The sequence below is a fragment of the Candidatus Macondimonas diazotrophica genome, from assembly GCF_004684205.1.
GTDB classification, from domain to species: Bacteria; Pseudomonadota; Gammaproteobacteria; order UBA5335; family UBA5335; genus Macondimonas; species Macondimonas diazotrophica.
This window is the reverse complement of sequence record NZ_SRIO01000006.1, coordinates 133,964-156,671: the sequence shown is the minus strand read 5'-3', so window position 1 is coordinate 156,671 and position 22,708 is coordinate 133,964. Positions and strand designations below refer to the sequence as shown.

Annotated in this window: 21 protein-coding genes and 2 tRNA genes; all 23 read left to right on the top strand. The window is 60.0% G+C overall.

Features of this window, described 5'->3' with window-relative positions; genetic code table 11:
• Nucleotides 1-14 precede the first annotated feature (14 nt).
• Complete coding sequence (gene glmM, locus E4680_RS06565; RefSeq protein ID WP_135281598.1) at nt 15-1,388, top strand: phosphoglucosamine mutase; 1,374 nt, start codon at nt 15-17, stop codon at nt 1,386-1,388.
• 27 nt (nt 1,389-1,415) lie between these two features.
• Nucleotides 1,416-2,198 carry a triose-phosphate isomerase gene (tpiA, locus tag E4680_RS06560; RefSeq protein WP_135281597.1) on the top strand — a complete coding sequence of 261 codons (783 nt, stop codon included), beginning with the start codon at nt 1,416-1,418 and terminating at the stop codon, nt 2,196-2,198.
• A 5-nt stretch (nt 2,199-2,203) separates the two neighbouring features.
• Nucleotides 2,204-2,587 carry a preprotein translocase subunit SecG gene (gene secG, locus E4680_RS06555; protein WP_135281596.1) on the top strand — a complete coding sequence of 128 codons (384 nt, stop codon included), beginning with the start codon at nt 2,204-2,206 and terminating at the stop codon, nt 2,585-2,587.
• 77 nt (nt 2,588-2,664) lie between these two features.
• Nucleotides 2,665-2,749: transfer RNA gene (locus E4680_RS06550), tRNA-Leu, on the top strand.
• Nucleotides 2,750-2,818: 69 nt separating this feature from the next.
• Entirely contained in the window at nt 2,819-3,175 is a 357-nt protein-coding gene (locus E4680_RS06545) for an NADH-quinone oxidoreductase subunit A (protein ID WP_135281595.1), read from the top strand.
• On the top strand, nt 3,166-3,642 hold the full coding sequence (locus tag E4680_RS06540; protein ID WP_135281594.1) for a NuoB/complex I 20 kDa subunit family protein: 477 nt from the start codon (nt 3,166-3,168) through the stop codon (nt 3,640-3,642). The genes E4680_RS06545 and E4680_RS06540 overlap by 10 nt, the downstream gene beginning before the upstream one ends.
• Nucleotides 3,643-3,650: 8 nt before the next feature.
• Entirely contained in the window at nt 3,651-4,352 is a 702-nt protein-coding gene (locus E4680_RS06535) for an NADH-quinone oxidoreductase subunit C (RefSeq protein ID WP_135281593.1), read from the top strand.
• Nucleotides 4,345-5,598: an NADH-quinone oxidoreductase subunit D gene (locus tag E4680_RS06530; RefSeq protein WP_135281592.1), complete on the top strand. Its 1,254-nt coding sequence runs from the start codon at nt 4,345-4,347 to the stop codon at nt 5,596-5,598. The genes E4680_RS06535 and E4680_RS06530 overlap by 8 nt, the downstream gene beginning before the upstream one ends.
• Nucleotides 5,595-6,104: an NADH-quinone oxidoreductase subunit NuoE family protein gene (locus E4680_RS06525; protein ID WP_135281591.1), complete on the top strand. Its 510-nt coding sequence runs from the start codon at nt 5,595-5,597 to the stop codon at nt 6,102-6,104. Before E4680_RS06530 ends, E4680_RS06525 begins: the two co-directional genes overlap by 4 nt.
• Nucleotides 6,105-6,108: 4 nt before the next feature.
• Nucleotides 6,109-7,410, top strand: coding sequence for an NADH-quinone oxidoreductase subunit NuoF (gene nuoF / locus E4680_RS06520; RefSeq protein WP_135281590.1), 1,302 nt, complete (start codon nt 6,109-6,111; stop codon nt 7,408-7,410).
• Nucleotides 7,411-7,449: 39 nt separating this feature from the next.
• Nucleotides 7,450-9,825, top strand: coding sequence for an NADH-quinone oxidoreductase subunit NuoG (gene nuoG / locus E4680_RS06515; RefSeq protein WP_135281589.1), 2,376 nt, complete (start codon nt 7,450-7,452; stop codon nt 9,823-9,825).
• Nucleotides 9,826-9,851: 26 nt separating this feature from the next.
• Nucleotides 9,852-10,910 carry an NADH-quinone oxidoreductase subunit NuoH gene (gene nuoH, locus E4680_RS06510; RefSeq protein ID WP_135281588.1) on the top strand — a complete coding sequence of 353 codons (1,059 nt, stop codon included), beginning with the start codon at nt 9,852-9,854 and terminating at the stop codon, nt 10,908-10,910.
• A gap of 22 nt (nt 10,911-10,932) precedes the next feature.
• Nucleotides 10,933-11,433, top strand: coding sequence for an NADH-quinone oxidoreductase subunit NuoI (gene nuoI / locus E4680_RS06505; protein WP_135281587.1), 501 nt, complete (start codon nt 10,933-10,935; stop codon nt 11,431-11,433).
• Between the two features lie 47 nt (nt 11,434-11,480).
• On the top strand, nt 11,481-12,077 hold the full coding sequence (locus E4680_RS06500) for an NADH-quinone oxidoreductase subunit J (protein WP_135281586.1): 597 nt from the start codon (nt 11,481-11,483) through the stop codon (nt 12,075-12,077).
• 33 nt (nt 12,078-12,110) lie between these two features.
• The gene (gene nuoK / locus E4680_RS06495; protein WP_135281585.1) at nt 12,111-12,416 is read left to right on the top strand and encodes an NADH-quinone oxidoreductase subunit NuoK; all 306 of its coding nucleotides are present in this window, start codon (nt 12,111-12,113) and stop codon (nt 12,414-12,416) included.
• 6 nt (nt 12,417-12,422) lie between these two features.
• Nucleotides 12,423-14,438 carry an NADH-quinone oxidoreductase subunit L gene (nuoL, locus tag E4680_RS06490; protein WP_135281584.1) on the top strand — a complete coding sequence of 672 codons (2,016 nt, stop codon included), beginning with the start codon at nt 12,423-12,425 and terminating at the stop codon, nt 14,436-14,438.
• Between the two features lie 37 nt (nt 14,439-14,475).
• Nucleotides 14,476-15,987, top strand: a complete 1,512-nt coding sequence (locus E4680_RS06485) for an NADH-quinone oxidoreductase subunit M (protein WP_135281583.1) — start codon at nt 14,476-14,478, stop codon at nt 15,985-15,987.
• 28 nt (nt 15,988-16,015) lie between these two features.
• A complete protein-coding gene (gene nuoN / locus E4680_RS06480) occupies nt 16,016-17,461 on the top strand; it encodes an NADH-quinone oxidoreductase subunit NuoN (RefSeq protein WP_240696139.1) in 1,446 nt (481 codons plus the stop codon).
• Between the two features lie 57 nt (nt 17,462-17,518).
• Nucleotides 17,519-17,595: transfer RNA gene (locus tag E4680_RS06475), tRNA-Met, on the top strand.
• Nucleotides 17,596-17,704: 109 nt separating this feature from the next.
• Complete coding sequence (locus tag E4680_RS06470) at nt 17,705-18,208, top strand: ribosome maturation factor RimP (RefSeq protein WP_240696138.1); 504 nt, start codon at nt 17,705-17,707, stop codon at nt 18,206-18,208.
• Entirely contained in the window at nt 18,205-19,704 is a 1,500-nt protein-coding gene (gene nusA, locus E4680_RS06465; RefSeq protein ID WP_135281582.1) for a transcription termination factor NusA, read from the top strand. Before E4680_RS06470 ends, nusA begins: the two co-directional genes overlap by 4 nt.
• Nucleotides 19,705-19,737: 33 nt before the next feature.
• Nucleotides 19,738-22,314 (top strand): translation initiation factor IF-2, encoded by a 2,577-nt coding sequence (gene infB, locus E4680_RS06460; protein WP_167792412.1) that lies wholly within the window; start codon nt 19,738-19,740, stop codon nt 22,312-22,314.
• 1 nt (nt 22,315) lies between these two features.
• Complete coding sequence (gene rbfA / locus E4680_RS06455; RefSeq protein WP_135281581.1) at nt 22,316-22,708, top strand: 30S ribosome-binding factor RbfA; 393 nt, start codon at nt 22,316-22,318, stop codon at nt 22,706-22,708.

Here is a 22,708-nt window from a genome sequence, read left to right as displayed (position 1 = left end):
TGAGGAAGGGCAAGATGGGGAAACGCCGGTACTTCGGAACCGATGGCATTCGCGGCTGCGTGGGCGAGTCCCCTATGACGCCGGATTTCATCCTTAAATTGGGGATGGCGGCCGGAAAAGTGCTTGATCGGGAAGGCCGGGGTTGTGTATTGATTGGTAAGGATACCCGTATTTCAGGCTACATGTTCGAATCGGCCTTGGAAGCGGGATTTTCTGCGGCTGGAGTTGGCGTTCGGCTGCTGGGGCCGATGCCCACACCCGCCGTCGCGTACCTGACCAAGACATTCGGGGCCAGCGCTGGCGTCGTGATCAGCGCATCCCATAACCCGTTTGGCGACAATGGCATCAAGTTCTTTTCGCCAAGCGGAGACAAGCTGTCGGATGAGGCCGAGCTCGAAATCGAGCAGGCATTGGCGGGTGCGCTGCCCATGGTGGACTCGGCGCGGCTCGGAAAAGTTTCACGAATTACCGACGCTGCCGGACGGTATATCGAGTTTTGCAAATCCACGCTGAGCCCAGGGATCAGTCTCAAGGGGATGCGTATCGCCGTGGATTGCGCCCACGGCGCGACCTACCACATTGCGCCCAATGTGTTTTCGGAGCTGGGCGCTGCAGTCATCCCCTTGGGTGTTCATCCCAACGGCCTCAATATCAACGACGGCTGTGGCAGTATGCATCCCGAGGCGTTGCAGCGCTTGGTGCGTGATTCGGGTGCCGATGTCGGTTTGGCGCTCGATGGCGATGGTGATCGGGTCGTAATGGTTGATGCCGGCGGAGCGGTGATCGACGGCGATCAGATCCTCTACGTCCTGGCGCGGGAGTTCCAGCGAATCGGCCGTTTGCGAGGTCCAGTCGTGGGTACGCAGATGAGCAACTTGGGTCTGGAGCATGCGCTGAAGGCACGGGGGATCGAATTCAAGCGCGCCGCAGTCGGCGACCGCCATGTCATGGATCTGCTGCGCAGTGAACACGGCATGCTCGGTGGAGAGCCCTCGGGGCATCTGATTTGCCTCGACCGGACGACAACTGGGGACGGTATCGTCGCTGCGCTCCAGATGTTGGGCGTGATGGTCGCCGGCGGCCGGAGTTTGGCGGAATTGGTGGCGCCGATGCCACGCTACCCTCAGGAGCTGATCAATGTGGCGGTTTCCGATGCCCGGATGGTGGCGCGGCATCCGCTGCTTGTGCAGGCCGTCGAGGATGCGGCCGCGGCTCTGGGGCGTGAGGGCCGGATCGTTCTTCGTCCGTCCGGAACCGAGCCTGTGCTGCGGGTGATGGTGGAAGGGCGTGATGCAGCGCTTGTGCGATTGCATGTACAGCGCTTGGTCGATATTGCAGAGCAGTGCGGCATATCCGAGCGTCAGGCCTCGGCAGTGTCAGGAACGTGAATGGATTGGATTTTCCTGGAGTAGATCATGCGTCGAAAGATGGTTGCGGGGAACTGGAAGATGTATGGGCGTCGGGCGAGCGCCCGAATTCTGGCGCGCGAGATTGAGGACGGGTTGCCCGCCGTTTTGCCAATCGATGTGCTGGTGTGTCCGCCAGCTATCTACCTAGAAGCGATCAAGGGCGTGCTCGGCGAGTCCGCGCGCGTGATGCTGGGCGCGCAGGACCTGTGCGCTCAAGGCGAAGATGGCGCAAGAACCGGCGAGATCAGTGGTGCAATGCTGCTGGATACCGGCGTGTCGCACGTCCTGGTTGGACATTCCGAGCGACGTCAGCTGTTGGGTGAAACCAATGAAAGCGTCGGCGCCAAGCTCGTTGCTGCGCTGGATGCCGGCCTGATCCCGATTCTTTGTGTGGGCGAAACCTTGGCCGAACGCGAGGGCTTGAGAACCGAAGCGGTGGTCGTGACCCAGCTGCAGGCCGTGGTCAATGTGGCTGGAAACGACGCATTCGCGCGGTGCATCGTTGCCTATGAGCCGGTCTGGGCGATTGGAACCGGACGTAACGCCACGCCGGATCAGGCTCAGGCTGTTCATGGCTTTATTCGTTCGTGGGTGGCTGAGCAGACTGACCAGGAGATTGCCGATGACCTGCGCATCCTTTACGGCGGCAGTGTCAAGCCCGATAATGCGGCGGCTCTGTTCGCCATGCCCGACGTGGATGGTGGCTTGGTCGGCGGCGCCTCGCTCAAGGCGTCGGATTTCATTGCGATCTGCCGGATGGCCGGCGAGACCGCACGCGCTGGAACGTAATTACCATGCAGACGGCTTTACTCATTCTTCACTTGGCTTTGGCGATCGCCATCATCGTGCTTGCCCTGTTGCAGCACGGCAAAGGTGCCGACGCGGGCGCCGCATTCGGTGCGGGCGCCTCGAATACCATGTTCGGTGCCCGAGGTTCCGCCAATTTTCTGAGCCGCTCCACGGCCGTGGTGGCCACGTTGTTTTTCATTACCAGCCTGGGTCTGGGCTATTTCTTTGCTCGGCCGGAAGCGCCTGACAGTGTCATGAACCGCGTTGCGCCGCCAGCCAAGGTGTTGCAGCCTGAGGTTACCGATCTGCCTCCCGGGGCGGTGGGTGCCGAGTCGGGCGGAGACACTCAGGCATCTGATCTGCCCGCGCCTGAAGAGGCTGGGAAATAGCTTCGGGCGGGTATACAATGGGCGCCCGCTTGGGTGCCCTGGGCTCTTGGCAAGGGTGCTCATCCGTAAATACGTTAGCCGATGTGGTGGAATTGGTAGACACGCCATCTTGAGGGGGTGGTGACGCAAGTCGTGTCGGTTCGAGTCCGACCATCGGCACCAGAAATCCAGGACTGTCCTGTTTGGCGCGCCCGAACGGGATTCGCTGCACCGAAAGGAGGCGGGTTTATCGTGCTGGAAAATTATTTTCCCATTCTGATCTTCTTCGCATTGGCCGCTGTCATCGGAATCGTTCCGTTGGCCGCCGGGTTCGTTCTCGGGCCGCGACGGCCGGATGCGGAGAAGCTGTCGGCTTACGAATGCGGTTTCGAGGCCTTTGAGGATGCGCGCGTCAAGTTCGACGTTCGCTACTACCTCGTCGCGATTCTGTTCATCGTCTTCGATCTTGAGGTTGCCTTCTTGTTTCCCTGGGCCATTGCCTTGCGGGAGATCGGGGGAGCGGGTCTCATCGCAATGGCCATCTTTCTGGGCATCCTGGTCGTCGGATTCATCTACGAATGGAAAAAGGGGGCGCTGGAATGGGAGTAGAGGGCGTTCTCGAAAAAGGGTTCGTGACGACAACCGCCGACAAACTGATCAACTGGGCGCGAACGGGATCTTTGTGGCCGATGACGTTCGGATTGGCCTGTTGTGCGGTGGAAATGATGCATGTGGGCGCCGCGCGCTATGATCTGGACCGCTTCGGCGTCATGTTTCGTCCAAGCCCCCGGCAGTCCGATGTCATGATCGTTGCCGGCACCCTGTGCAACAAGATGGCCCCGGCATTGCGCAAGGTCTATGACCAGATGACTGAGCCGCGCTGGGTCATCTCGATGGGGTCCTGCGCCAATGGGGGCGGGTATTACCATTATTCCTATTCCGTCGTGCGCGGGTGCGATCGCGTGGTGCCCGTTGATATCTATGTGCCCGGGTGTCCACCGACGGCTGAGGCACTGCTCTATGGCATCATCCAGCTGCAGAACAAGATTCGTCGCACCAATACCATTGCCCGCTAGGAGGGTTGATGTCTCAGTCCATGGCTGATCTGGCTGCCGCGCTGCGCAATGTCCATCCGGATGGTGGGGTGTATCACGATGCGCGAACCGGCGAGGTAACCCTGGAAGTTTCACCCGACCGGATCCACGAGGTCGCTGAAAGTCTCAAGACTGACGCGGCATTCGATTTTGCCCAGCTGACCGATGTGTGCGGGGTGGATTATCTGGCTTATGGGGATGCGGAGTGGATGACGCGAGAGGCGACCTCGCGCGGCTACAGCCGCGGCGTGAAACGCTACGAGGGTGCCCATGATCCGGATCAGGAATCTCCGCGCCGTTTTGCAGTCGTCTATCACCTTCTTTCGCTCAGCCGCAATCAGCGTCTGCGGTTGCGGGTCTGGCTGGCAGATACCCAGTTCCCCGTGATTGATTCGGTTGAGGATATCTGGCCGGCCGCGAATTGGTTCGAACGCGAGGCGTTCGATCTCTATGGCATCCATTTTTCCGGACATCCCGACCTTCGGCGCATACTGACTGATTATGGTTTCGTCGGACATCCGTTCCGCAAGGATTTCCCGCTGTCGGGTAATGTCGAGTTGCGCTATGACCCGGGCAAGGGGCGTGTGGTCTATGAGCCCGTCCAGATCATACCGAGGGTTCTGGTACCCAAAGTGATTCGTCCTGCCGCCGCAAGCATGGCAGCTGCCGAAGGGAAGAGTGCCGATGCCTGAGATTCAGAATTACACGCTCAATTTCGGTCCCCAGCATCCAGCGGCACATGGGGTGCTGCGCCTCATTCTGGAAATGGATGGCGAGGTGATCCAGCGGGCTGACCCGCATGTCGGCCTGCTGCATCGAGCGACGGAGAAACTCGCCGAGAGCAAACCGTATAACCAGAGTATCGGCTACATGGACCGGCTCGACTATGTGTCCATGATGTGCAACGAACATGGTTATGTGCTGGCCATCGAGAAACTACTGGGGATTACGCCGCCGCTGCGCGCCCAGTACATCCGCGTGATGTTCGACGAAATCACCCGGATTCTGAATCATCTGCTTTGGCTCGGTTCGCATGGTCTCGATATCGGGGCTATGACGGTCTTTCTCTACTGCTTCCGCGAGCGCGAGGCGCTGATGGATTGCTATGAGGCCGTTTCCGGGGCCCGCATGCATGCGACCTATTACCGACCCGGCGGCGTCGCGCGCGATTTGCCTGACCGAATGCCGCAGTATCAGCCAAGCCCGGTACGTGGTAAGGCGTCGCTTGATGCGCTCAATAAGGACCGTCAGGGTTCGTTGCTGGATTACATCGAAAGCTTTACGGATCGATTTCCATCCTGTGTCGATGAGTATGAGACGCTGTTGACCCACAATCGCATCTGGAAACAGCGAACGGTAGGGATTGGGGTGGTCTCACCCGAGCGCGCCATCGCGCTGGGATTCACGGGCCCCATGCTGCGCGGCTCCGGAGTCGCTTGGGACTTGCGCAAGAAGCAGCCCTATGAGGTCTATGGTCAGATGGACTTCGACATCCCTGTGGGTGTGGAAGGCGATTGCTATGACCGCTACTTGGTGCGCGTCCAGGAAATGCGTCAGTCCAACCGGATCATCCGGCAGTGCATCGACTGGCTGCGCCGGAATCCTGGGCCGGTGATGCTGGAGAACCACAAGATCACGCCGCCGAGCCGAACCGAAATGAAAGAGGACATGGAGTCCCTGATTCATCATTTCAAGCTGTTTACCGAGGGCTATTGCATCCCGGCGGGAGAGGCCTACGCTGCCGTGGAAGCCCCGAAAGGCGAGTTCGGCTGCTATCTGGTTTCCGATGGCGCCAACAAACCCTATCGGCTCAAGATTCGTGCGCCAGGCTTTCCACACTTGGCGGCCATGGATGAGATGGTCAAGGGGCATATGCTGGCGGATGTCGTGGCGGTGATCAGTACCATGGATATCGTGTTTGGGGAGATCGACCGGTGACAGGAGAGCAGACCCAGCATCCCGCAGGGCGGTTGTCTGCCCATGTGCGCGAGGAAATCGATCATTGGCTCACTCAATACCCTCAAAATCGCAAGCAGTCAGTGGTCTTGTATGCGCTGCATGCGGTTCAGCATGAGAACCAGGGTTATCTCACCCCCGAATTGATGGATGCGGTGGCCGAGTATCTCGAGTTGCCGGCCATCGCAGTCTACGAAGTGGCTACCTTCTATTCCATGTTCGAGACGCAGCCCGTGGGGCGGCACAGCGTGTCGGTCTGCACCAACATTAGCTGCATGCTGCGTGGCGGTGAGGAGATCCTGGCCCATCTGGAAGCCAAGCTCGGCATCAAGGTGGGGCAGAGCACGCCGGATGGGCGGATTTTTCTCAAGCCCGAAGAAGAGTGCCTGGCCGCTTGTTGCGGGGCGCCAATGATGATGGTCGATCACGTGTACCACGAGAACCTGACGCCCGATCAGGTTGATCGCATCATCGACACGCTGGAGTAACGCAATGGAACTCAACGCGGTCTGTTATGTGACCCGACAATTCGATGAGCCCTGGACGTGGGATAACTATCTCCAGGTCGGCGGCTATGCGTCCTGGCGACGGATTCTCGCCGAGCGGATCTCGCCAGAGACAGTGATCGAACAGCTCAAGGCCTCCGGGTTGCGCGGGCGTGGCGGTGCGGGTTTTCCAACCGGTCTGAAGTGGAGCTTCATGCCGCGCAATGTGGACGGACAAAAGTATGTCGTCTGCAATTCGGACGAGAGTGAGCCCGGAACCTGCAAGGATCGAGACATTCTGCGTTTCAACCCACATGCGGTGATCGAAGGGATGGCGATTGCCGGGTATGCGATGGGCGCAACCGTCGGATACAACTACCTGCGCGGCGAATTTATGGATGAGCCGTTCACGCGGTTCCGAACCGCCCTGAAGGAAGCCTACGAACAGGGATTGCTGGGGCGCGATATCCAGGGCAGCGGGGTGGATTTCGATCTCTATGCACATCTGGGCGCTGGCGCCTACATCTGTGGCGAGGAAACCGCCCTTCTGGAATCGTTGGAAGGGAAAAAAGGCCAGCCGCGGTTCAAGCCGCCGTTCCCTGCCAACTATGGCCTCTATGGTCGCCCGACCACCATCAATAACACGGAGACCTACGCGTCAGTGCCCGTGATCATGCGGCGCGGTCCGGACTGGTTTGCCGGTTTGGGGGTGGAAAAGGCCGGCGGCACCAAGATCTTCTCCGTTTCCGGTCATGTCAATCAGCCGGGTAATTTCGAGGTTCCCTTGGGAACACCGTTTGCCACACTGCTGGAAATGGCCGGCGGGGTGCGTCATGGCCGAAAGCTGAAGGCGGTGATTCCCGGGGGCTCGTCCGTGCCGGTCGTGCGCGGCGAGGTCATGATGGACGTCAACATGGATTACGACTCGGTCATGAAGGCCGGTTCGCTCCTGGGGTCTGGTGCGATCATCGTGATGGACGAGAGTGCCTGCATGGTGAAGGTGCTCGAGCGCGTGTCGCGGTTCTACTTCTCCGAGTCCTGTGGTCAGTGCACACCGTGTCGCGAAGGAACCGGCTGGCTCCATCGTGTGGTGCGGCGAATCGAGCATGGTCTGGGACGTCCTGAGGATCTGGATCTGCTGGATCGGGTGGCAGCACGCATCGAAGGGCGTACCATTTGCGCGCTGGGTGATGCGGCGGCGATGCCGGTGCGCAGCTTCGTCAAGCAGTTCCGAGATGAGTTTCAATACCACGTGGACCACAAGCGCTGCCTGGTGGGCGCGCCGGTAAATGCGGCCGCGGTCGCCTGATGGCCGCCGGTGACATGTGAAGGATCGAATAGGCGCGATATGAGCACTGATGAGGTCACAATCGAGGTCGACGGCGTTGCCATCACGGGACGCAAGGGACAGATGCTGATCGAACTGACCGATCAGGCCGGTATCTATATCCCGCGATTTTGCTATCACAAGAAACTTTCCATCGCGGCCAACTGCCGGATGTGTCTGGTGGAAATGGAGCGGGCACCAAAGCCAGTGCCGGCCTGTGCGACACCCGTGGCCGACGGAATGAAAATATCCACGCGGTCACCCAAGGCGCTCGATGCGCAGCAGGGCACGATGGAGTTCCTGCTCATCAACCACCCGCTGGATTGCCCGATCTGCGACCAGGGCGGCGAGTGTGAACTTCAGGATCTCGCTCTCGGTTTCGGTCAGGACGCATCGCGCTACGACGAACGTAAGCGCATCATTCCGGACCCCGATCTCGGATCGCTCGTGGCTACCGACATGACACGCTGCATTCACTGCACCCGCTGTGTCCGTTTCGGCGAAGAGATCGCTGGTGTACGTGAACTGGGTGCTACCGGTCGCGGTGAGTTCATGTCCATCGGAACCTATGTCGAGCACGCCTTGACGTCGGAAGTGGCCGGGAATGTGATCGATCTGTGCCCAGTGGGAGCGCTGACCGCCAAACCGTCACGCTACACGGCCCGTCCGTGGGAACTGACCGAGCGGCCTACGCTGGCCCCGCATGATGGTTGGGGGACTCATCTTGCCGCCCATGTGCGTGGTGGGCAGGTCATGCGCATGGTTCCTCGCGAGGCCGAAGCATTCAACGAGACCTGGATCGCCGACCGGGATCGCTTCAGCTACACTGCGATCTGCTCGCCGGACCGTCTGCTTGCGCCCATGGTTCGAGAGGATGGACATTGGCGAACGGTTGATTGGTCGACGGCACTGAGCGTGGCTGCACAGGGTCTGCAGCAGGTTAGCCCGGACGCCTTGGGTATTCTTGCCTCACCTTCGGCCACGGTCGAGGAATATTTTCTGCTGCGACGGCTGGCCGAACATCTGGGATGCGTGAATCTCGATCATCGGCTGGGAACGAGCGATGTGGCCGGGCAGGAGCATGCCGGGCTGTATCCGGATCTGGGGCTGTCGATTGCTGAGTGGGAGCGTGTCGACGCTGCCTTGATCGTCGGCAGCGATCTGCGCCGCGAAATCCCGCTGTTGCATCTGCGGCTGCGTAAGGCTGGCTTGCGCGGTGCTCAGCTGAGCGTGATCAACCCTGTTGAGGGGGATTTCCGTTTCCCCATCCACGCCCAGCGCAAGGCCAAAGACTTGTGTGAGGAACTCGCCGCGGTGGCTCTGGCTGCTTCGGAGCTTGTCAACCAGACGATCCCGACCGCGCTTGAACCGGCTGTTCAGGGGATTCAGCCCCTGCAGGCGCACGTCCAGATTGCCGAATCCCTCACGCGCGGCGCCCGGACGGGATTGCTCGCCGGTCAACTCGCCTTGGAGCAGCCCGGGGCAAGCACCTTGCTGGCTTTGGCGGCCTTCATCGCAGAGGCGACGGGATCGGTGCTCGGTACGCTTCCGGTGGGTGGAAACACCGCGGGGGCCTGGCTCTGTGGTATCGTGCCCCACCGCGGTATTGGGGGGGTGGCATCTGCGGCCCCGGGTCGCTCGGCCGTGGAACTGTTTACGGGCGGAATGCGCGGGTTTTTGATGCTCGGTGTCGAGCCGGAGTCCGAGGCTGCCAATCCTTCAGCAGCCGTTGCCGCCCTCACGGGCGCCGAGTTCGGTGTGGCCTTGACGCCCTATATCACCGAATCCCTGAAAGCAGTGGCCCACGTGCTGCTTCCGGTGGGCACCTTCGCAGAAACCGCAGGGAGTTTCATTACCCGGGATGGCCACTGGCTCGGGTTCGAGGGCTGCACGCAGCCTGTCGGCGAGGCACGACCCGGATGGAAAGTGTTGCGGGTATTGGGGAACCAGATTGGCGTCGCCGGATTCGATTACGCGGACTGCCGCGAAGTGACCGAGGCGGCGCGTGCGGCGATCGGCACGCTGGAGGCGACCGCACCGCAGTGGCATCGCCATGGCAGTTGGGAGCGCCCGATACTGCCGGCTCTCCAGCGGCTTGGACCGTTGGGGCTGTATGGCAGCGACGCCGTGGTGCGGCGATCGCCAGCGCTGCAGGCATCGCCAGAAGGCGAAAGCGCGCGCTTGCTTCACGTCCATCCCGATGATGCGGCTCGCGTGGGCCTGAAAGCCGGTGAACCGGTGCAAGTGAGGCAGGGGGATCGGTACGTCGAGCTGCCGTGGGTGGCGGACGAGGGGCTGATACAGGGCTGCGTGTGGTGGCCGGCTGGCGTATTGAATGCGCCGGCTGGTGGAGCGCGATTCGGCGCTCTCGAAATCATGCCGGTGACGGCCGGCTGAGTATTTTTCAAGGAAGCGGGTGCGTCATGCTGGAACCGATTCTCGCAATCTGGTCACAGATTCCCGAATCACTGCGGATGAGTGTGCTGATCGTCCTCAAGATTCTGGCGATCGTTCTGCCGTTGCTGGGCGTGGTCGCTTATCTGACTTACGCCGAACGCAAAGTCATCGGTTTCATGCAGGCCCGGGTAGGGCCGAACCGCGTCGGTCCGCTGGGCTTGCTGCAGCCCATTGCGGATGCCGCCAAGTTGGCCTTCAAGGAAATCGTGATCCCGACTCAGGCCAACCGGACGCTGTTCATCATGGCGCCGGTGTTGTCCTTTCTGCCGGCATTGGTGGCTTGGGCTGTGGTGCCCTTCGCCGACGGAATGGTGCTGGCCGATGTGGATGCGGGATTGCTGTTCATTCTGGCGCTGACCTCGTTTGGCGTGTATGGCATCATGCTGGCCGGCTGGGCCAGTAATTCCAAATACGCTTTTCTGGGTGCGATGCGTGCGGCCGCGCAAATGGTGTCTTACGAGCTGGCCATGGGTTTTGCGCTCATTGGCGTGCTCATGGCGGCCAATAGCCTGAAGTTGAACGATATCGTGCTGGCGCAGCAAGGCGGCATTTGGCACTGGTATTTCATTCCGTTGTTTCCGCTCTTTCTGGTGTACTGGATCTCGGGCGTTGCGGAGACAAACCGCCTGCCGTTCGACGTCGTGGAAGGTGAGTCAGAGATCGTTGCCGGATTCCATGTCGAATATGGGGGCATGGGGTTTGCGCTGTTCTTCTTGGCCGAATACGCCAACATGACGCTCATCGCCACCCTGGTGGCCACCTTGTTCCTCGGGGGATGGCTGTCACCGCTCGAAGGGCTGCCGGTGTTGGGACAGTTGCCGTTGCTGGGACAGAACGGGTTCCACTGGCTGGCACTTAAGGTGGCATTTTTCCTGTTCTGTTTTCTCTGGTTCCGGGCGACCTTCCCGCGTTATCGCTATGACCAGATCATGCGGTTGGGGTGGAAAGTGTTCATTCCCGTGACGATTGTATGGCTGGCCGTGGTCGGGGTATTTGTCCACACCGGATTCGGGCCTTGGTTCTGAGTCTGGAAAGGGGAGACGGAATATGACCGCTGTGACACGACAGATTGGCGACTTTTTCAAGACCTTCCTGTTATGGGAATTGGTCGTGGGGTTGTCTGTGACGGCGCGGGAATTGTTTTCGCGCAAAGTGACGGTGCTGTACCCGGAGGAAAAAACGCCGCAAAGTCCACGGTTCCGTGGCCTGCACGCACTGCGCCGCTATGCCAACGGCGAGGAGCGTTGCATTGCCTGCAAGCTGTGTGAAGCAGTATGTCCCGCGTTGGCCATTACCATTGAGTCGTCGATGCGCGCAGACGGAACTCGACGCACGACGCGCTATGACATCGATCTGTTCAAATGCATTTATTGCGGGTTCTGCGAAGAAGCCTGCCCAGTTGATTCGATCGTCGAGACGCGCGTCTACGAATATCATTTTGAGCAGCGTGGCGAGAACATCATGACCAAGGACCAGTTGCTTGCTATTGGGGACAAATATGAGGAGATGATCGCCCGTGATCGGGCGATGGACGCTCCCTATCGCTAGATCGTCAATTCCAGACTCACCCGCAAGACCAGGCGGAGCCGAATCCGATGTTTCAACTCGTGCTGTTTTACGTATTTTCAGCTGTTCTGATTGCTGCTGCATTGGCCGTAATCACAGCGCGCAACCCGGTTCACTCCGTACTGTTTCTCGTGCTTGCATTTTTCACCAGTGCCGCATTGTGGCTATTGATCGAAGCGGAATTTCTGGCGATTGTCCTGGTGCTCGTTTATGTCGGCGCGGTCATGGTGCTGTTCCTGTTTGTGGTGATGATGATCGATGTCGATCTGGCGACGGTCCGAGAGGGGTTCAATCGCTCCTTGCCGCTGGGGCTGGGGATCGTTGTATTGATCGTGCTGGAACTGTCGGTGGTGTTGGGGGGCGGCGAGTTTCTTGGCGCCCAAGGCCTCGTCCAACAGACAGAAGGGGAGAGCAATATTCGTGCGCTTGGCGAGGTGATGTACACCCAGTATGTCTATCCGTTTGAAATCGCTTCGGTGATTCTGCTGGTCGCAATCGTGGCAGCCATTGCCCTCACATTGCGGCGCCGTACCGGCCGGCGAATCCAGCATCCCGGTCTTCAGGCGAAGGTTCGGCCCGAGGATCGGCTGCGGATCATCAAGATGTCATCCGAGAGCCGGGAATAGGGCGCGCATCATGAGCGACTCAGCGGGGGCGAAATGATTACCTTGTCACATTATCTGGTGCTCAGCGGGATTTTGTTTGTGCTGAGCATTGCCGGCATCTTCATCAACCGGAAGAACGTCATCCTGCTGCTCATGTGCATCGAGTTGATGCTGCTTTCGGTGAACATGAATTTCGTTGCCTTTTCCCGCTTCAGTGGCGATCTCGCCGGGCAGGTCTTCGTATTTTTCATCTTGACCGTTGCAGCGGCCGAAGCCGCAATCGGTCTGGCTATTTTGGTTGTGCTTTTCCGAAGCAAAGGCAGCATCAACGTCGAGGATCTCGACGGGATGAAAGGTTGATCGAACATGCGCGAGACTTATCTGACGATTGTCCTGGCCCCTTTGATCGCCGCGATCGTTGCGGGCTTGTTCGGAAGAAGGATCGGCCGCGCTGGCGCGCATGTGCTGACGATCGCCGGCGTGGGCCTGTCCTTCGGGTTGTCGGCATGGGTGCTCAAGAGTCACGCGATTGACGGCGTTCCGGTCTTCAATGAAGCGCTCTACACCTGGGGCGTGGTGAGTGGCTTGCGTCTGGAGGTCGGCTTTCTGGTCGATAATCTGACGGCACTGATGATGTGTGTTGTCACATTCGTGTCGCTCATGGTGCATGTCTACACCATCGGCTACATGCAGGAGGATCCGGGCTACCAGCGTTTCTTCAGCTATATCTCGCTGTTCACCTTCGCCATGCTGATGCTGGTGATGAGCAACAACTTTCTCCAGCTGTTTTTCGGCTGGGAAGCGGTGGGTCTGGTTTCGTATCTGCTGATTGGATTCTGGTACACGCGCCCAAGCGCGGTGTTCGCCAACATGAAAGCCTTTCTGGTCAATCGGGTCGGGGATTTCGGCTTCCTGCTCGGGATCGCCGCTATCCTGCAGTACACCGGATCGCTCGATTATCGCGAAGTCTTCACGGCCATTCCAGCGCTGCAAGGAGAGACGATCCGTCTCATCCCGGGGGTCGAGTGGTCAGTCCTGACGCTGATCTGCTTGCTGTTGTTCGTGGGCGCGATGGGCAAGTCGGCGCAGATGCCGTTGCATGTCTGGTTGCCCGACTCGATGGAAGGGCCGACGCCGATCTCCGCTCTCATCCATGCGGCAACGATGGTCACCGCCGGCATTTTCATGGTGGCGCGCATGTCGCCGATCTATGAGCTGTCGGAAACCGCACTGATGACGATCTTGTTGATCGGTTCGGCAACGGCGTTCTTCATGGGATTGCTGGGCATCATCCAGACGGACATCAAGCGGGTGGTGGCTTATTCCACCCTCTCGCAGCTTGGCTACATGACCGTCGCGCTTGGAGTGTCGGCCTATTCCGCTGCGGTCTTTCATCTGATGACCCACGCCTTCTTCAAGGCGCTGCTTTTCCTCGCGGCCGGCTCGGTCATCATCGCCATGCACCATGAACAGGACATGCGGCGCATGGGGGGCTTGTGGCGCCGCCTGCCGATCACCTATGTCACGTGCCTGATCGGGGCCTTGGCGCTGATCGGCTTTCCCGGGTTCTCGGGCTTCTTTTCCAAGGACGCGCTGATCGAGGCCGTCGCCGAGTCTCATCTGCCCGGTGCCGGCATCGCCTATGTTGCCGTGTTGTCCGGGGTGTTCATCACCGCTTTCTATACCTTCCGGCTCATCTTCATGGTCTTTCACGGGCCGGAACGGTTCACGGCGGCCGTGGGCCACGATGACGAGACGCACGGTCATCACGACGATCATGGGCACCACGGTGCGCATGTTCCCCATGAGTCACCCTGGGTGGTGACGCTGCCGTTGGTTCTGCTCGCCATACCGTCGATCTTCATCGGCGCTATGACGATGGAGCCGATTCTGTTCGGTGACTTCTTCCGGGGCGTGATCACGGTGGCGCATTCGCACGACGTTCTTGGCGAACTGGCTGCGCACTTCCATGGTCCCTTGGCGTTTGTCGTGCATGGGTTCCAGGGTCCCGCGGTTTATCTGGCCTTGGCCGGCGTGGTCAGCGCCGGTTACGTCTACCTGTTCAATCCGGGCGTGGCCGAATTTTTCGCGAACCGTTTCATACCGGGACGTCTCGCCAACTGGGTATTGCAGCGGAAGTACGGGTTCGACGCGCTGTACATTCAGGGATTCGCCGGAATGGGGCGAGCCCTCGGCCGCTTGTTCTGGGAGCGTGGGGACATGGACCTGATCGATGGCCGCCTCGTCAACGGGACGGCGCAGCGAATCGTCGCCTGGGCGGCCAAGGGTCGCGCGCTGCAATCCGGGTATCTCTATCACTATGCTTTCGCCATGCTCATCGGCCTGACGCTGCTGTTGGGTTGGATGTTGTTTATTCGCTGATTGCCGCGCTCTGTCGCAAGGGGAAAGGAAAGTCCGCATGTTTGCCGATCTGCCGCTGCTGAGCCTCTTGATCTGGACGCCTATCGTCGGCGGTCTGTTGGTCCTCTGGCTGGGGGACCAGAAGCTTTCGCTCGCACGCGGCCTGGCGCTGGGTGTGTCGATGCTGACGTTTTTGCTCAGCCTGGGGCTTTGGACAGGCTTCGAGATCGGAAGCGCAGATCTGCAGTTCGTGGAGAAGGCCTTGTGGATTCCCTCACTGGGCGCTGATTACGCATTGGGTGTCGACGGCCTCTCCATGCCCCTGATTATCCTGACCACGTTCATGACGGTGTTCACGATCTTTGCCGCAAAGGAGTCGGTGACACAGCGTCCCGCAGCATATCTGGGCGCATTCCTGATCATGGAAGGGTTCATGGTCGGCGTGTTCGCTGCCATCGATGCGTTGCTGTTCTATGTCTTCTGGGAAGCCATGCTGATCCCGATGTTTCTGATCATCGGCATCTGGGGCGGCCCACGCCGTATTTACGCCACGATCAAGTTCTTCCTGTTCACCTTCCTCGGTTCCGTGTTGATGCTGGTGGCGTTCATTTACCTCTATCAAAAGAGCGGCGGCTTTGACGTGCTGGCGCTGCAGCGGCTGCCATTGGGCGCGGCCGAGCAGACTTGGATATTCCTGGCATTCCTTGTGGCCTTCGCCGTCAAAGTGCCAATGTGGCCCGTCCATACCTGGTTACCGGATGCGCACGTGGAAGCACCGACAGGCGGCTCGGTGATTCTGGCAGCCATCACACTCAAGATGGGGGCCTATGGCTTTTTGCGCTACGCCTTGCCGATCGCGCCGGATGCCGCCGGCGAAATGGCCGGGTTCATGGCCACACTCAGTCTGATCGCGATCGTCTACGTTGGGCTAGTGGCGATGGTCCAGGAAGACATGAAAAAGTTGATCGCCTATTCGTCGATCGCGCACATGGGATTCGTCACATTGGGCTTCTTCCTGCCCTACTGGGCCAGCGACGGTGTCGATGCGCCCGCGCTGGCGATGGGGGTGACCGGCGGGATGGTGCAAATGATCTCCCACGGTTTCATTTCCGGGGCGATGTTCCTTTGCGTGGGCGTTCTGTACGACCGGATGCACACCCGGCGGATTGCGGCCTATGGAGGCGTGACGAGCCGGATGCCCGTTTTCGCTGCGTTTTTCGTGCTGTTCGCCATGGCCAACTCGGGATTGCCGGGTACGTCGGGTTTTGTGGGTGAGTTTCTGGTGATTCTCGCCAGTTTCCAGGCGAATCCCTGGATCGCTTTTCTGGCCGCTTCGACGCTCATCGTGGGCGCGTCCTATTCGCTGTGGCTGGTCAAGCGCGTGGCGTTCGGGCCAGTGACCAATCCCGAAGTCGAAAAGCTGACCGACGTGAGTGCGCGGGAGTTTGTGATGCTGGGTGTGCTGGCCTTGATGGTGCTTGCCCTGGGGGTATGGCCTAAACCGTTGCTGGCCGTGATCGAACCCTCTGTACAACAGCTGCTGCTCCAGATCGTGCCTGGCAAGCTGTGATCGCTCCCAACCGCAGGATGATTTCGGAATGGACATGACGTTGATTGGCTCCTGGGTAAGGCTCGCCGCACCGGAGATTGTGCTACTGTCCGCGGTCTGCGCAATTCTGGTCATTGACCTGTTTCTTCCCCCGCGATTGCGCCATTTGACGCACAGTTTCAGCCTGCTGGCCTTGTTGCTGACCGCAGCCTCTGTGCTTCAGGTGGGGCAAGGGCTCGAGGAACCCATCGTCACATTCAGCGGAATGTTCGTGCTCGATCGGCTGGCGGTGCTAATGAAGGTTGCCGTGTTGCTGGTCGCCGGCGTCATGCTGATTTACGCGCGGGACTATCTGCGTTCCCGGGAGATGGATCAGGGCGAATTTTATCTGCTGGTGTTGTTCTCGGTGCTGGGGATGCTGGTGCTCATTTCCGCGGCCCACTTCATCACGCTCTATCTGGGCCTGGAATTGATGTCGCTGAGCCTCTACGCACTGGTTGCTTTCAATCAAGAGCGTTCGAGCAGTTCCGAGGCCGCGATGAAGTATTTCGTGCTGGGTGCTATCGCGTCAGGCATGTTGCTCTACGGCATGTCGATTCTCTACGGCGTGACCGGCAGCCTGGAAATCGAGGTGGTGGCAGAAACCATTCTGGCTCAGCCGGTCGGGAGCCTTCCGCTGTTGCTTGCGATGACGTTTATTGTGGCCGGGGTCGCTTTTAAGCTGGGCGCCGTGCCTTTTCACAATTGGATGCCGGATGTTTATCAAGGCGCCAGCACGCCGGTGGCGATGCTGGTGGCTTCGGCATCCAAGCTCGCAGCGTTCGCAATGGCTATCCGCCTGCTGGCGCAGGGAATGGAAGGGCTGTCGGAGGATTGGCGCGACTTGTTGATTGCGATGGCAGTTCTATCGTTGGCAATCGGAAGTATCGTGGCCATCGCCCAGACTAACGTCAAACGCCTGCTGGCTTACTCTGCGATTGCGAATATCGGATTCCTGTTGCTCGGAATTCTGGCAGCCAATCCGGTTGGATACGCCTCCGCACTGTTCTACATCCTGGTCTACGTCCTCATGGCGCTCGGCGCGTTCGGCGCTTTGACGCTGATGAGCCGAGGCGGGCATGACGCCGAGACGCTCGATGATCTCAAGGGGCTGAACAGCCGCAGTCCGTGGTTGGCTGCGGTTCTGGCGATATTCATGTTTTCCATGGCTGGGGTTCCGCCCACAGCCGGCTTCTATGCCAAGCTGATGGTGCTCGATGCTGTCGTCGAGCAAGGCTTCAGCGGACTGGCAATCGTTGCGGTCCTGTTCGCGGTCGTGAGCGCCTTTTACTATCTGAGAGTGGTCTGGCAGCTCTATTTCGAGAGTCCGGGCGAGTCCACTGCCGTTGCGACGAACACGGACGTCCGCTGGCTTCTGATGGCCAATGGTGGACTGGTCCTGGCGCTCGGTATCATGCCCGATCAATTGATCCGCGCCTGCCTCACCGCGTTCTGATATGACCTGCTGGTTGATTAATCGGGCGAGGCTTCGTATAATGGCTGCTTAGCCGGATGCGGGGTGGAGCAGTCTGGCAGCTCGTCGGGCTCATAACCCGAAGGTCGCAGGTTCAAATCCTGCCCCCGCTACCAAACGATTTTTTTGCGTGCATTAGAGCCCCGGTTAAGGGGCTTTTTTGTTCCTGGAGGCTTGCAAAAAGCCGGTGATGGATGATCCGGGCTCGGTTTGGGAGGAAGTTTGTTGACGGGTTTGGTCGCGGTAGGCTCGTTGCACGAACGCCTGAAGCGTCTGCTTGAGCCGGTGGTGGAAGAGATGGGCTATGAGCTGATCTGCGTGGAATATCGTCAAGGCGATCCGCAGCGGGTGCGGTTGTACATTGACGGGCCTGACGGAATCGGGCTTGAAGATTGCGAGCGCGTCAGTCGGCAGGTGGTCGGCATTCTTGACGTCCATGACCCGGTGCCGGGGGAGTATGTCTTGGAAGTGTCCTCTCCGGGCGATGACCGCCCGTTGGTCAAGCCACAGCATTTCATGCGTTTCAAAGGGGAGCGTATCCGGGTGCGGACACTGGCGCCGATAGCCAGGCGCCGTAATTTTACCGGGCAGCTGGTTGAGGTCGCGCCGGAATCCATTGTGCTGAATGTCGATGGTGAGCAGGTGAACTTGCGTTTCGATGAGCTCGAAATGGCGCGATTGGCACCACAGCTCGATACCGCCGGACCACGCCGAGGATCAAAACGATGAGTAAAGAAATTCTGCTGGTTGTCGAAGCGCTTTCGAACGAAAAAGGCGTGGACGAAGAAGTCATCTTTCGGGCGATCGAGGCGGCACTCGAATCCGCCGCGCGCAAGCGCATGGCGCTCGATGAGGTCGACGTGCAGGTGAGAATCGATCGCCGGACAGGTGCCTACACGACCACGCGTCGTTGGGAGGTTGTGACCGATGATGCGGAAGAGATCAATCCGCTGGCGCAGGTCACCTTGTCCGAGGCGCGTGCCAAACAGCCGAAGATCGACGTGGGCGAATTTGTCGAGGAATCGCTGGAGTCGCTGCCCTTCGGGCGCATCGCCGCCCAGGCCGCCAAACAGGTGATCGTGCAGAAGGTGCGCGAAGCGGAGCGAGCGAAGATCGTCGATCAGTACCGCGATCGCGTCGGCGAGCTGGTGATGGGGATGGTCAAGAAGGTCGAGCGCGGCAATGTGATTCTCGACCTGGGTGGCAACGTGGAAGCCATCGTTCCGCGCGAGTGGATGATCCCCCGCGAGATGGTTCATACCGGCGACCGCCTGCGGGGGTATCTCAAGGATGTCCGCTCCGAGTCGCGGGGACCGCAACTTTTTCTGAGTCGCACAGCCCCCGAGTTCCTGGTCGAGCTGTTCAAGCTGGAGGTTCCAGAAGTCGGCCAGGGGTTGATCGAGATCAAGGGGGCCGCGCGTGATCCGGGACTGCGGGCGAAGATTGCCGTGATGGCACATGATCGGCGCATCGATCCGGTGGGCGCCTGCGTTGGAATGCGGGGTTCGCGTGTGCAAACAGTTTCCAATGAGCTATCGGGGGAGCGCGTCGACATCGTCCCCTGGGATTCGAATCCCGTTCAGTTTGTCATCAACGCCATGTCCCCGGCCGACGTGGTATCCATTGTCGTCGATGAGGAATCGCACAGCATGGATGTGGCGGTGGATGCCGACAAGCTGTCGTTGGCCATCGGTCGCGGCGGCCAGAACGTGCGGCTGGCCAGCGAGCTGACCGGTTGGACCTTGAATGTCATGGATCAGGAGCAGGCGCACGCCAAGAGCGAGGCAGAGGCTAACAATCTCATCAACCTCTTCGTCCGGGAAATCGGCGTCGATGAGGAGATCGCCGCCATTCTGGTGCGCGAAGGGTTCTCCAGCGTTGAAGAAGTGGCCTATGTTCCTGCAGGCGAGCTATTGGAGATCGAAGAATTCGATGAAGAGGTCGTCAATGCATTGCGAGAAGCTGCAAAGGATGCATTGCTGACCCGGGCGATCGCCACCGAAGAGCATGTGAGTGAGACAGGTCCTGCCCAGGATCTATTGGACCTGGGCGGCATGGATCCAGAGCTGGCGCATCGATTGGCACGCCATGGGATTCAAACTCGGGAAGATCTGGCCGAGCAGGCTGTGGATGACTTGATCGAGATCGAGGCGCTGGACCGGGATCGGGCGGCCGCCTTGATTATGACCGCTCGTGAACACTGGTTTGCGGATCAACAGGGGTAATCGTAAGGATGGTTCGCAGGCGTGGGGGTGAGCATGATTGAAGTGACGGTAAAACAATTTGCGGAAACAGTCGGGATTCCTGTCGAGCGATTGCAGGAGCAGCTGGCCGAAGCGGGTATGCCGACAAAGGGCCCTGAAGATCCCATCACGGATCATGAAAAAACACAGTTGCTCGGCTATCTGCGGCGTAGTCGGGGGCAAACGCCCGAGCCCCAGCGCATCACCCTCAAGCGCAAGACCACTAGCGAAATCCGGCTCGCCGGCGCGCAAGGCCGTGGGAAAACGGTCACCGTCGAGGTGCGCAAGAAGCGCACCTATGTGAAACGCGCTCCCGTCAGTGAGGATGCCGTCGCCGAAACTGCAGAGGGTTCAACGGCCCAGGTGGCGGAAGCAGTCGAAATCCCGCAGGTCGAGGCGCCGCCGGTTTTGAATGAAGCGGTCGAGGTGCCTCCTGCCGCCGCGAGCGCGCCCGAGGACGGCACGACACCGGCACTGGCTGCCGGGCCGGCTGATACGTCGTCGGAGGCGGACGTGCCTGGACTGGCTCCGGAGGTGACGCCGCCGGGCGAGATCGACTCCCGAGCACGCGAGACGCAGCAAAAGACGCGCGGCGATACGAGTCGCCCGGCGGGTGCATCCCGTCGCGGCCCGGAGCATGGACGGCCTGCCATGGCGCCAAGTCAGCCCGAGCCGGCTGGAAAGCGGGGCGATGGGCGCAAGAAGGGCGGTGGAGGCCAGGTCGAGCGCCGGGATCGCAACGAGCGTGGCCTGGAGGTCACGCGCCGTGGAGGCAGGCGCAAAGGTGGGCGATCGGAATCGGCGCCGGCTCGGCACCAGTTCGAAAAGCCATCGCAGCCGGTCGTGCGCGAGGTTCAGATTCCGGAAACCATTACCGTCGGTGAGCTGGCGCAACGGATGGCCGTGAAGGCACCCGAAGTGATCAAGACCTTGATGGGAATGGGCGTCATGGCGACGATCAACCAGGTCATCGATCAGGAAACAGCGTCATTGCTAGTTGACGAGATGGGCCATGTGCCAAAGATTCTCAAGGAATCGGCGCTCGAGGAAGAATTGGTCAGCGAGGGCGAAGCTCATCAGGCAGAAGCCGTCGCGCGCGCTCCGGTGGTCACCGTCATGGGGCATGTCGATCATGGCAAGACCACGTTGCTGGACTATATTCGGCGGACCAAGGTTGCCGATCGCGAGGCCGGTGGCATCACGCAGCATATTGGTGCCTATCATGTCGGTACGCCCCGTGGGATGATCACCTTCCTCGACACCCCGGGCCATGCGGCCTTTACGTCCATGCGCGCCCGCGGCGCCCGCTCCACGGATATCGTGATCCTGGTCGTCGCCGCCGATGACGGCGTCATGCCGCAGACCATCGAAGCCATTCAGCATGCGCGAGCAGCCGGAGTGCCGATTGTCGTTGCGGTAAACAAGATCGACAAGGCAGGTGCCGATCTGGAGCGCATCAAGAACGAATTGGTTCAGCATGAGGTCGTCCCCGAAGAGTGGGGCGGCGATACGATGTTCGTTCCCGTGTCCGCCAAGCAGGGCACGAATATGGATGCCTTGCTGGAGGCCGTTCTGTTGCAGGCCGAGGTTATGGAACTCACCGCTGTGGCCGAAGGGCGCGCGGCGGGCGTGGTGATCGAATCCAGTCTCGAGAAGGGGCGCGGATCGGTGGCAACGGTTCTGGTTCAGAAAGGGACTTTGGAGCGTGGCGATGTGCTGCTGTGCGGGCAGGAATGGGGTCGGGTTCGCGCCATGTTCGATGAGAGCGGTCGTCCGGTTACCAAGGCCGGCCCGTCGATTCCCGTGCAGATCCTGGGGTTGTCGGGAACGCCCAATGCCGGTGATGAATTCATTGCCCTGACCGACGAGCGCAAGGCGCGGGAAATTGCATTGTACCGGCAGGGCAAGTTCCGCGATGTGCGTCTGGCCAAGCAGGCCACGACGAAACTGGAAGATGTGTTCAATCGCCTGGAAGAAGGCAACCTCCAGCAGGTCAATCTGATCGTCAAGGCGGATGTTCAGGGTTCGGTCGAAGCCCTGAGCGATGCGCTCCTGGCGCTCTCCAACGAGGAAGTGAAGGTCAATGTCGTGGCGCGCGGCCTCGGTGGTATCACCGAGTCGGACGTGAACCTTGCCGTTGCCTCCTCGGCCATCATCATCGCCTTCAATGTGCGTGCGGACGCTGCGGCGCGACGCCTGATCGGCGAGAGCGGCACCGACGTGCGTTATTACAGCGTCATCTACCAGGCGATCGAGGAAGTGAAGAACGCCATTACCGGCCTCATGGCGCCCAAGGTAAAGGAAGAGGTGGTGGGAATCGCCGAGGTTCGCGACGTGTTCCGTTCCTCCAAGATGGGCGCCGTTGCCGGCTGCTTGGTGGTCGAAGGCATGGTTCGCCGGCACTGCCCGATCCGCGTGCTGCGGAACAACGTCGTGGTCTTCGAGGGTGAACTCGAGTCGCTGCGCCGCTTCAAGGATGACGTGAACGAGGTTCGATCGGGTACCGAGTGCGGGATCGCCGTCCGTAATTACAACGATGTGCAGCCGGGCGATCAGATCGAGGTGTATCAACGCGTCGAGGTGCCGGTCTGACATGCCTCGGGAATATCCGCGTACCGTGCGAGTGGCGGAACAGCTGCGCCAGGAACTGAGCCAGCTGATCCGCGAGGAAGTGAGTGATCCCCGCCTGGGCCCGGTCACCGTCACCAGTGTGCAGGTGGCACGGGATTTTTCTCATGCCAAGGTATTCGTATCGTTCCTGGGGCAATCGGCCGGAATCGACGAAAAGCTGGCCATCCTGCAACACGCAGCGCGAGCACTCCAAGGTCTGCTGGGAAGGCGCTTGCGTCTGCGCGTGATTCCGTCGTTGCATTTTCAATACGATGAAGTGCTTGATTACGGGCAACGGATGGACGCGCTGATCACCAAGGCCCGTGCTGCAGATGATTTGCGCAGCGATCCATCTGCCGATGCCGCCGAAGAGTGA

Excerpts from the sequence above, each read along its gene's own strand:
- glmM (WP_135281598.1), top strand. The coding sequence starts at position 15 with ATGGGGAAACGCCGGTACTTCGGAACCGATGGCATTCGCGGCTGCGTG.
- tpiA (WP_135281597.1), top strand. The coding sequence starts at position 1,416 with ATGCGTCGAAAGATGGTTGCGGGGAACTGGAAGATGTATGGGCGTCGG.
- secG (WP_135281596.1), top strand. The coding sequence starts at position 2,204 with ATGCAGACGGCTTTACTCATTCTTCACTTGGCTTTGGCGATCGCCATC.
- E4680_RS06540 (WP_135281594.1), top strand. The coding sequence starts at position 3,166 with ATGGGAGTAGAGGGCGTTCTCGAAAAAGGGTTCGTGACGACAACCGCC.
- E4680_RS06535 (WP_135281593.1), top strand. The coding sequence starts at position 3,651 with ATGTCTCAGTCCATGGCTGATCTGGCTGCCGCGCTGCGCAATGTCCAT.
- E4680_RS06530 (WP_135281592.1), top strand. The coding sequence starts at position 4,345 with ATGCCTGAGATTCAGAATTACACGCTCAATTTCGGTCCCCAGCATCCA.
- nuoF (WP_135281590.1), top strand. The coding sequence starts at position 6,109 with ATGGAACTCAACGCGGTCTGTTATGTGACCCGACAATTCGATGAGCCC.
- nuoG (WP_135281589.1), top strand. The coding sequence starts at position 7,450 with ATGAGCACTGATGAGGTCACAATCGAGGTCGACGGCGTTGCCATCACG.
- nuoH (WP_135281588.1), top strand. The coding sequence starts at position 9,852 with ATGCTGGAACCGATTCTCGCAATCTGGTCACAGATTCCCGAATCACTG.
- nuoI (WP_135281587.1), top strand. The coding sequence starts at position 10,933 with ATGACCGCTGTGACACGACAGATTGGCGACTTTTTCAAGACCTTCCTG.
- E4680_RS06500 (WP_135281586.1), top strand. The coding sequence starts at position 11,481 with ATGTTTCAACTCGTGCTGTTTTACGTATTTTCAGCTGTTCTGATTGCT.
- nuoK (WP_135281585.1), top strand. The coding sequence starts at position 12,111 with ATGATTACCTTGTCACATTATCTGGTGCTCAGCGGGATTTTGTTTGTG.
- nuoL (WP_135281584.1), top strand. The coding sequence starts at position 12,423 with ATGCGCGAGACTTATCTGACGATTGTCCTGGCCCCTTTGATCGCCGCG.
- E4680_RS06485 (WP_135281583.1), top strand. The coding sequence starts at position 14,476 with ATGTTTGCCGATCTGCCGCTGCTGAGCCTCTTGATCTGGACGCCTATC.
- nuoN (WP_240696139.1), top strand. The coding sequence starts at position 16,016 with ATGGACATGACGTTGATTGGCTCCTGGGTAAGGCTCGCCGCACCGGAG.
- nusA (WP_135281582.1), top strand. The coding sequence starts at position 18,205 with ATGAGTAAAGAAATTCTGCTGGTTGTCGAAGCGCTTTCGAACGAAAAA.
- infB (WP_167792412.1), top strand. The coding sequence starts at position 19,738 with ATGATTGAAGTGACGGTAAAACAATTTGCGGAAACAGTCGGGATTCCT.
- rbfA (WP_135281581.1), top strand. The coding sequence starts at position 22,316 with ATGCCTCGGGAATATCCGCGTACCGTGCGAGTGGCGGAACAGCTGCGC.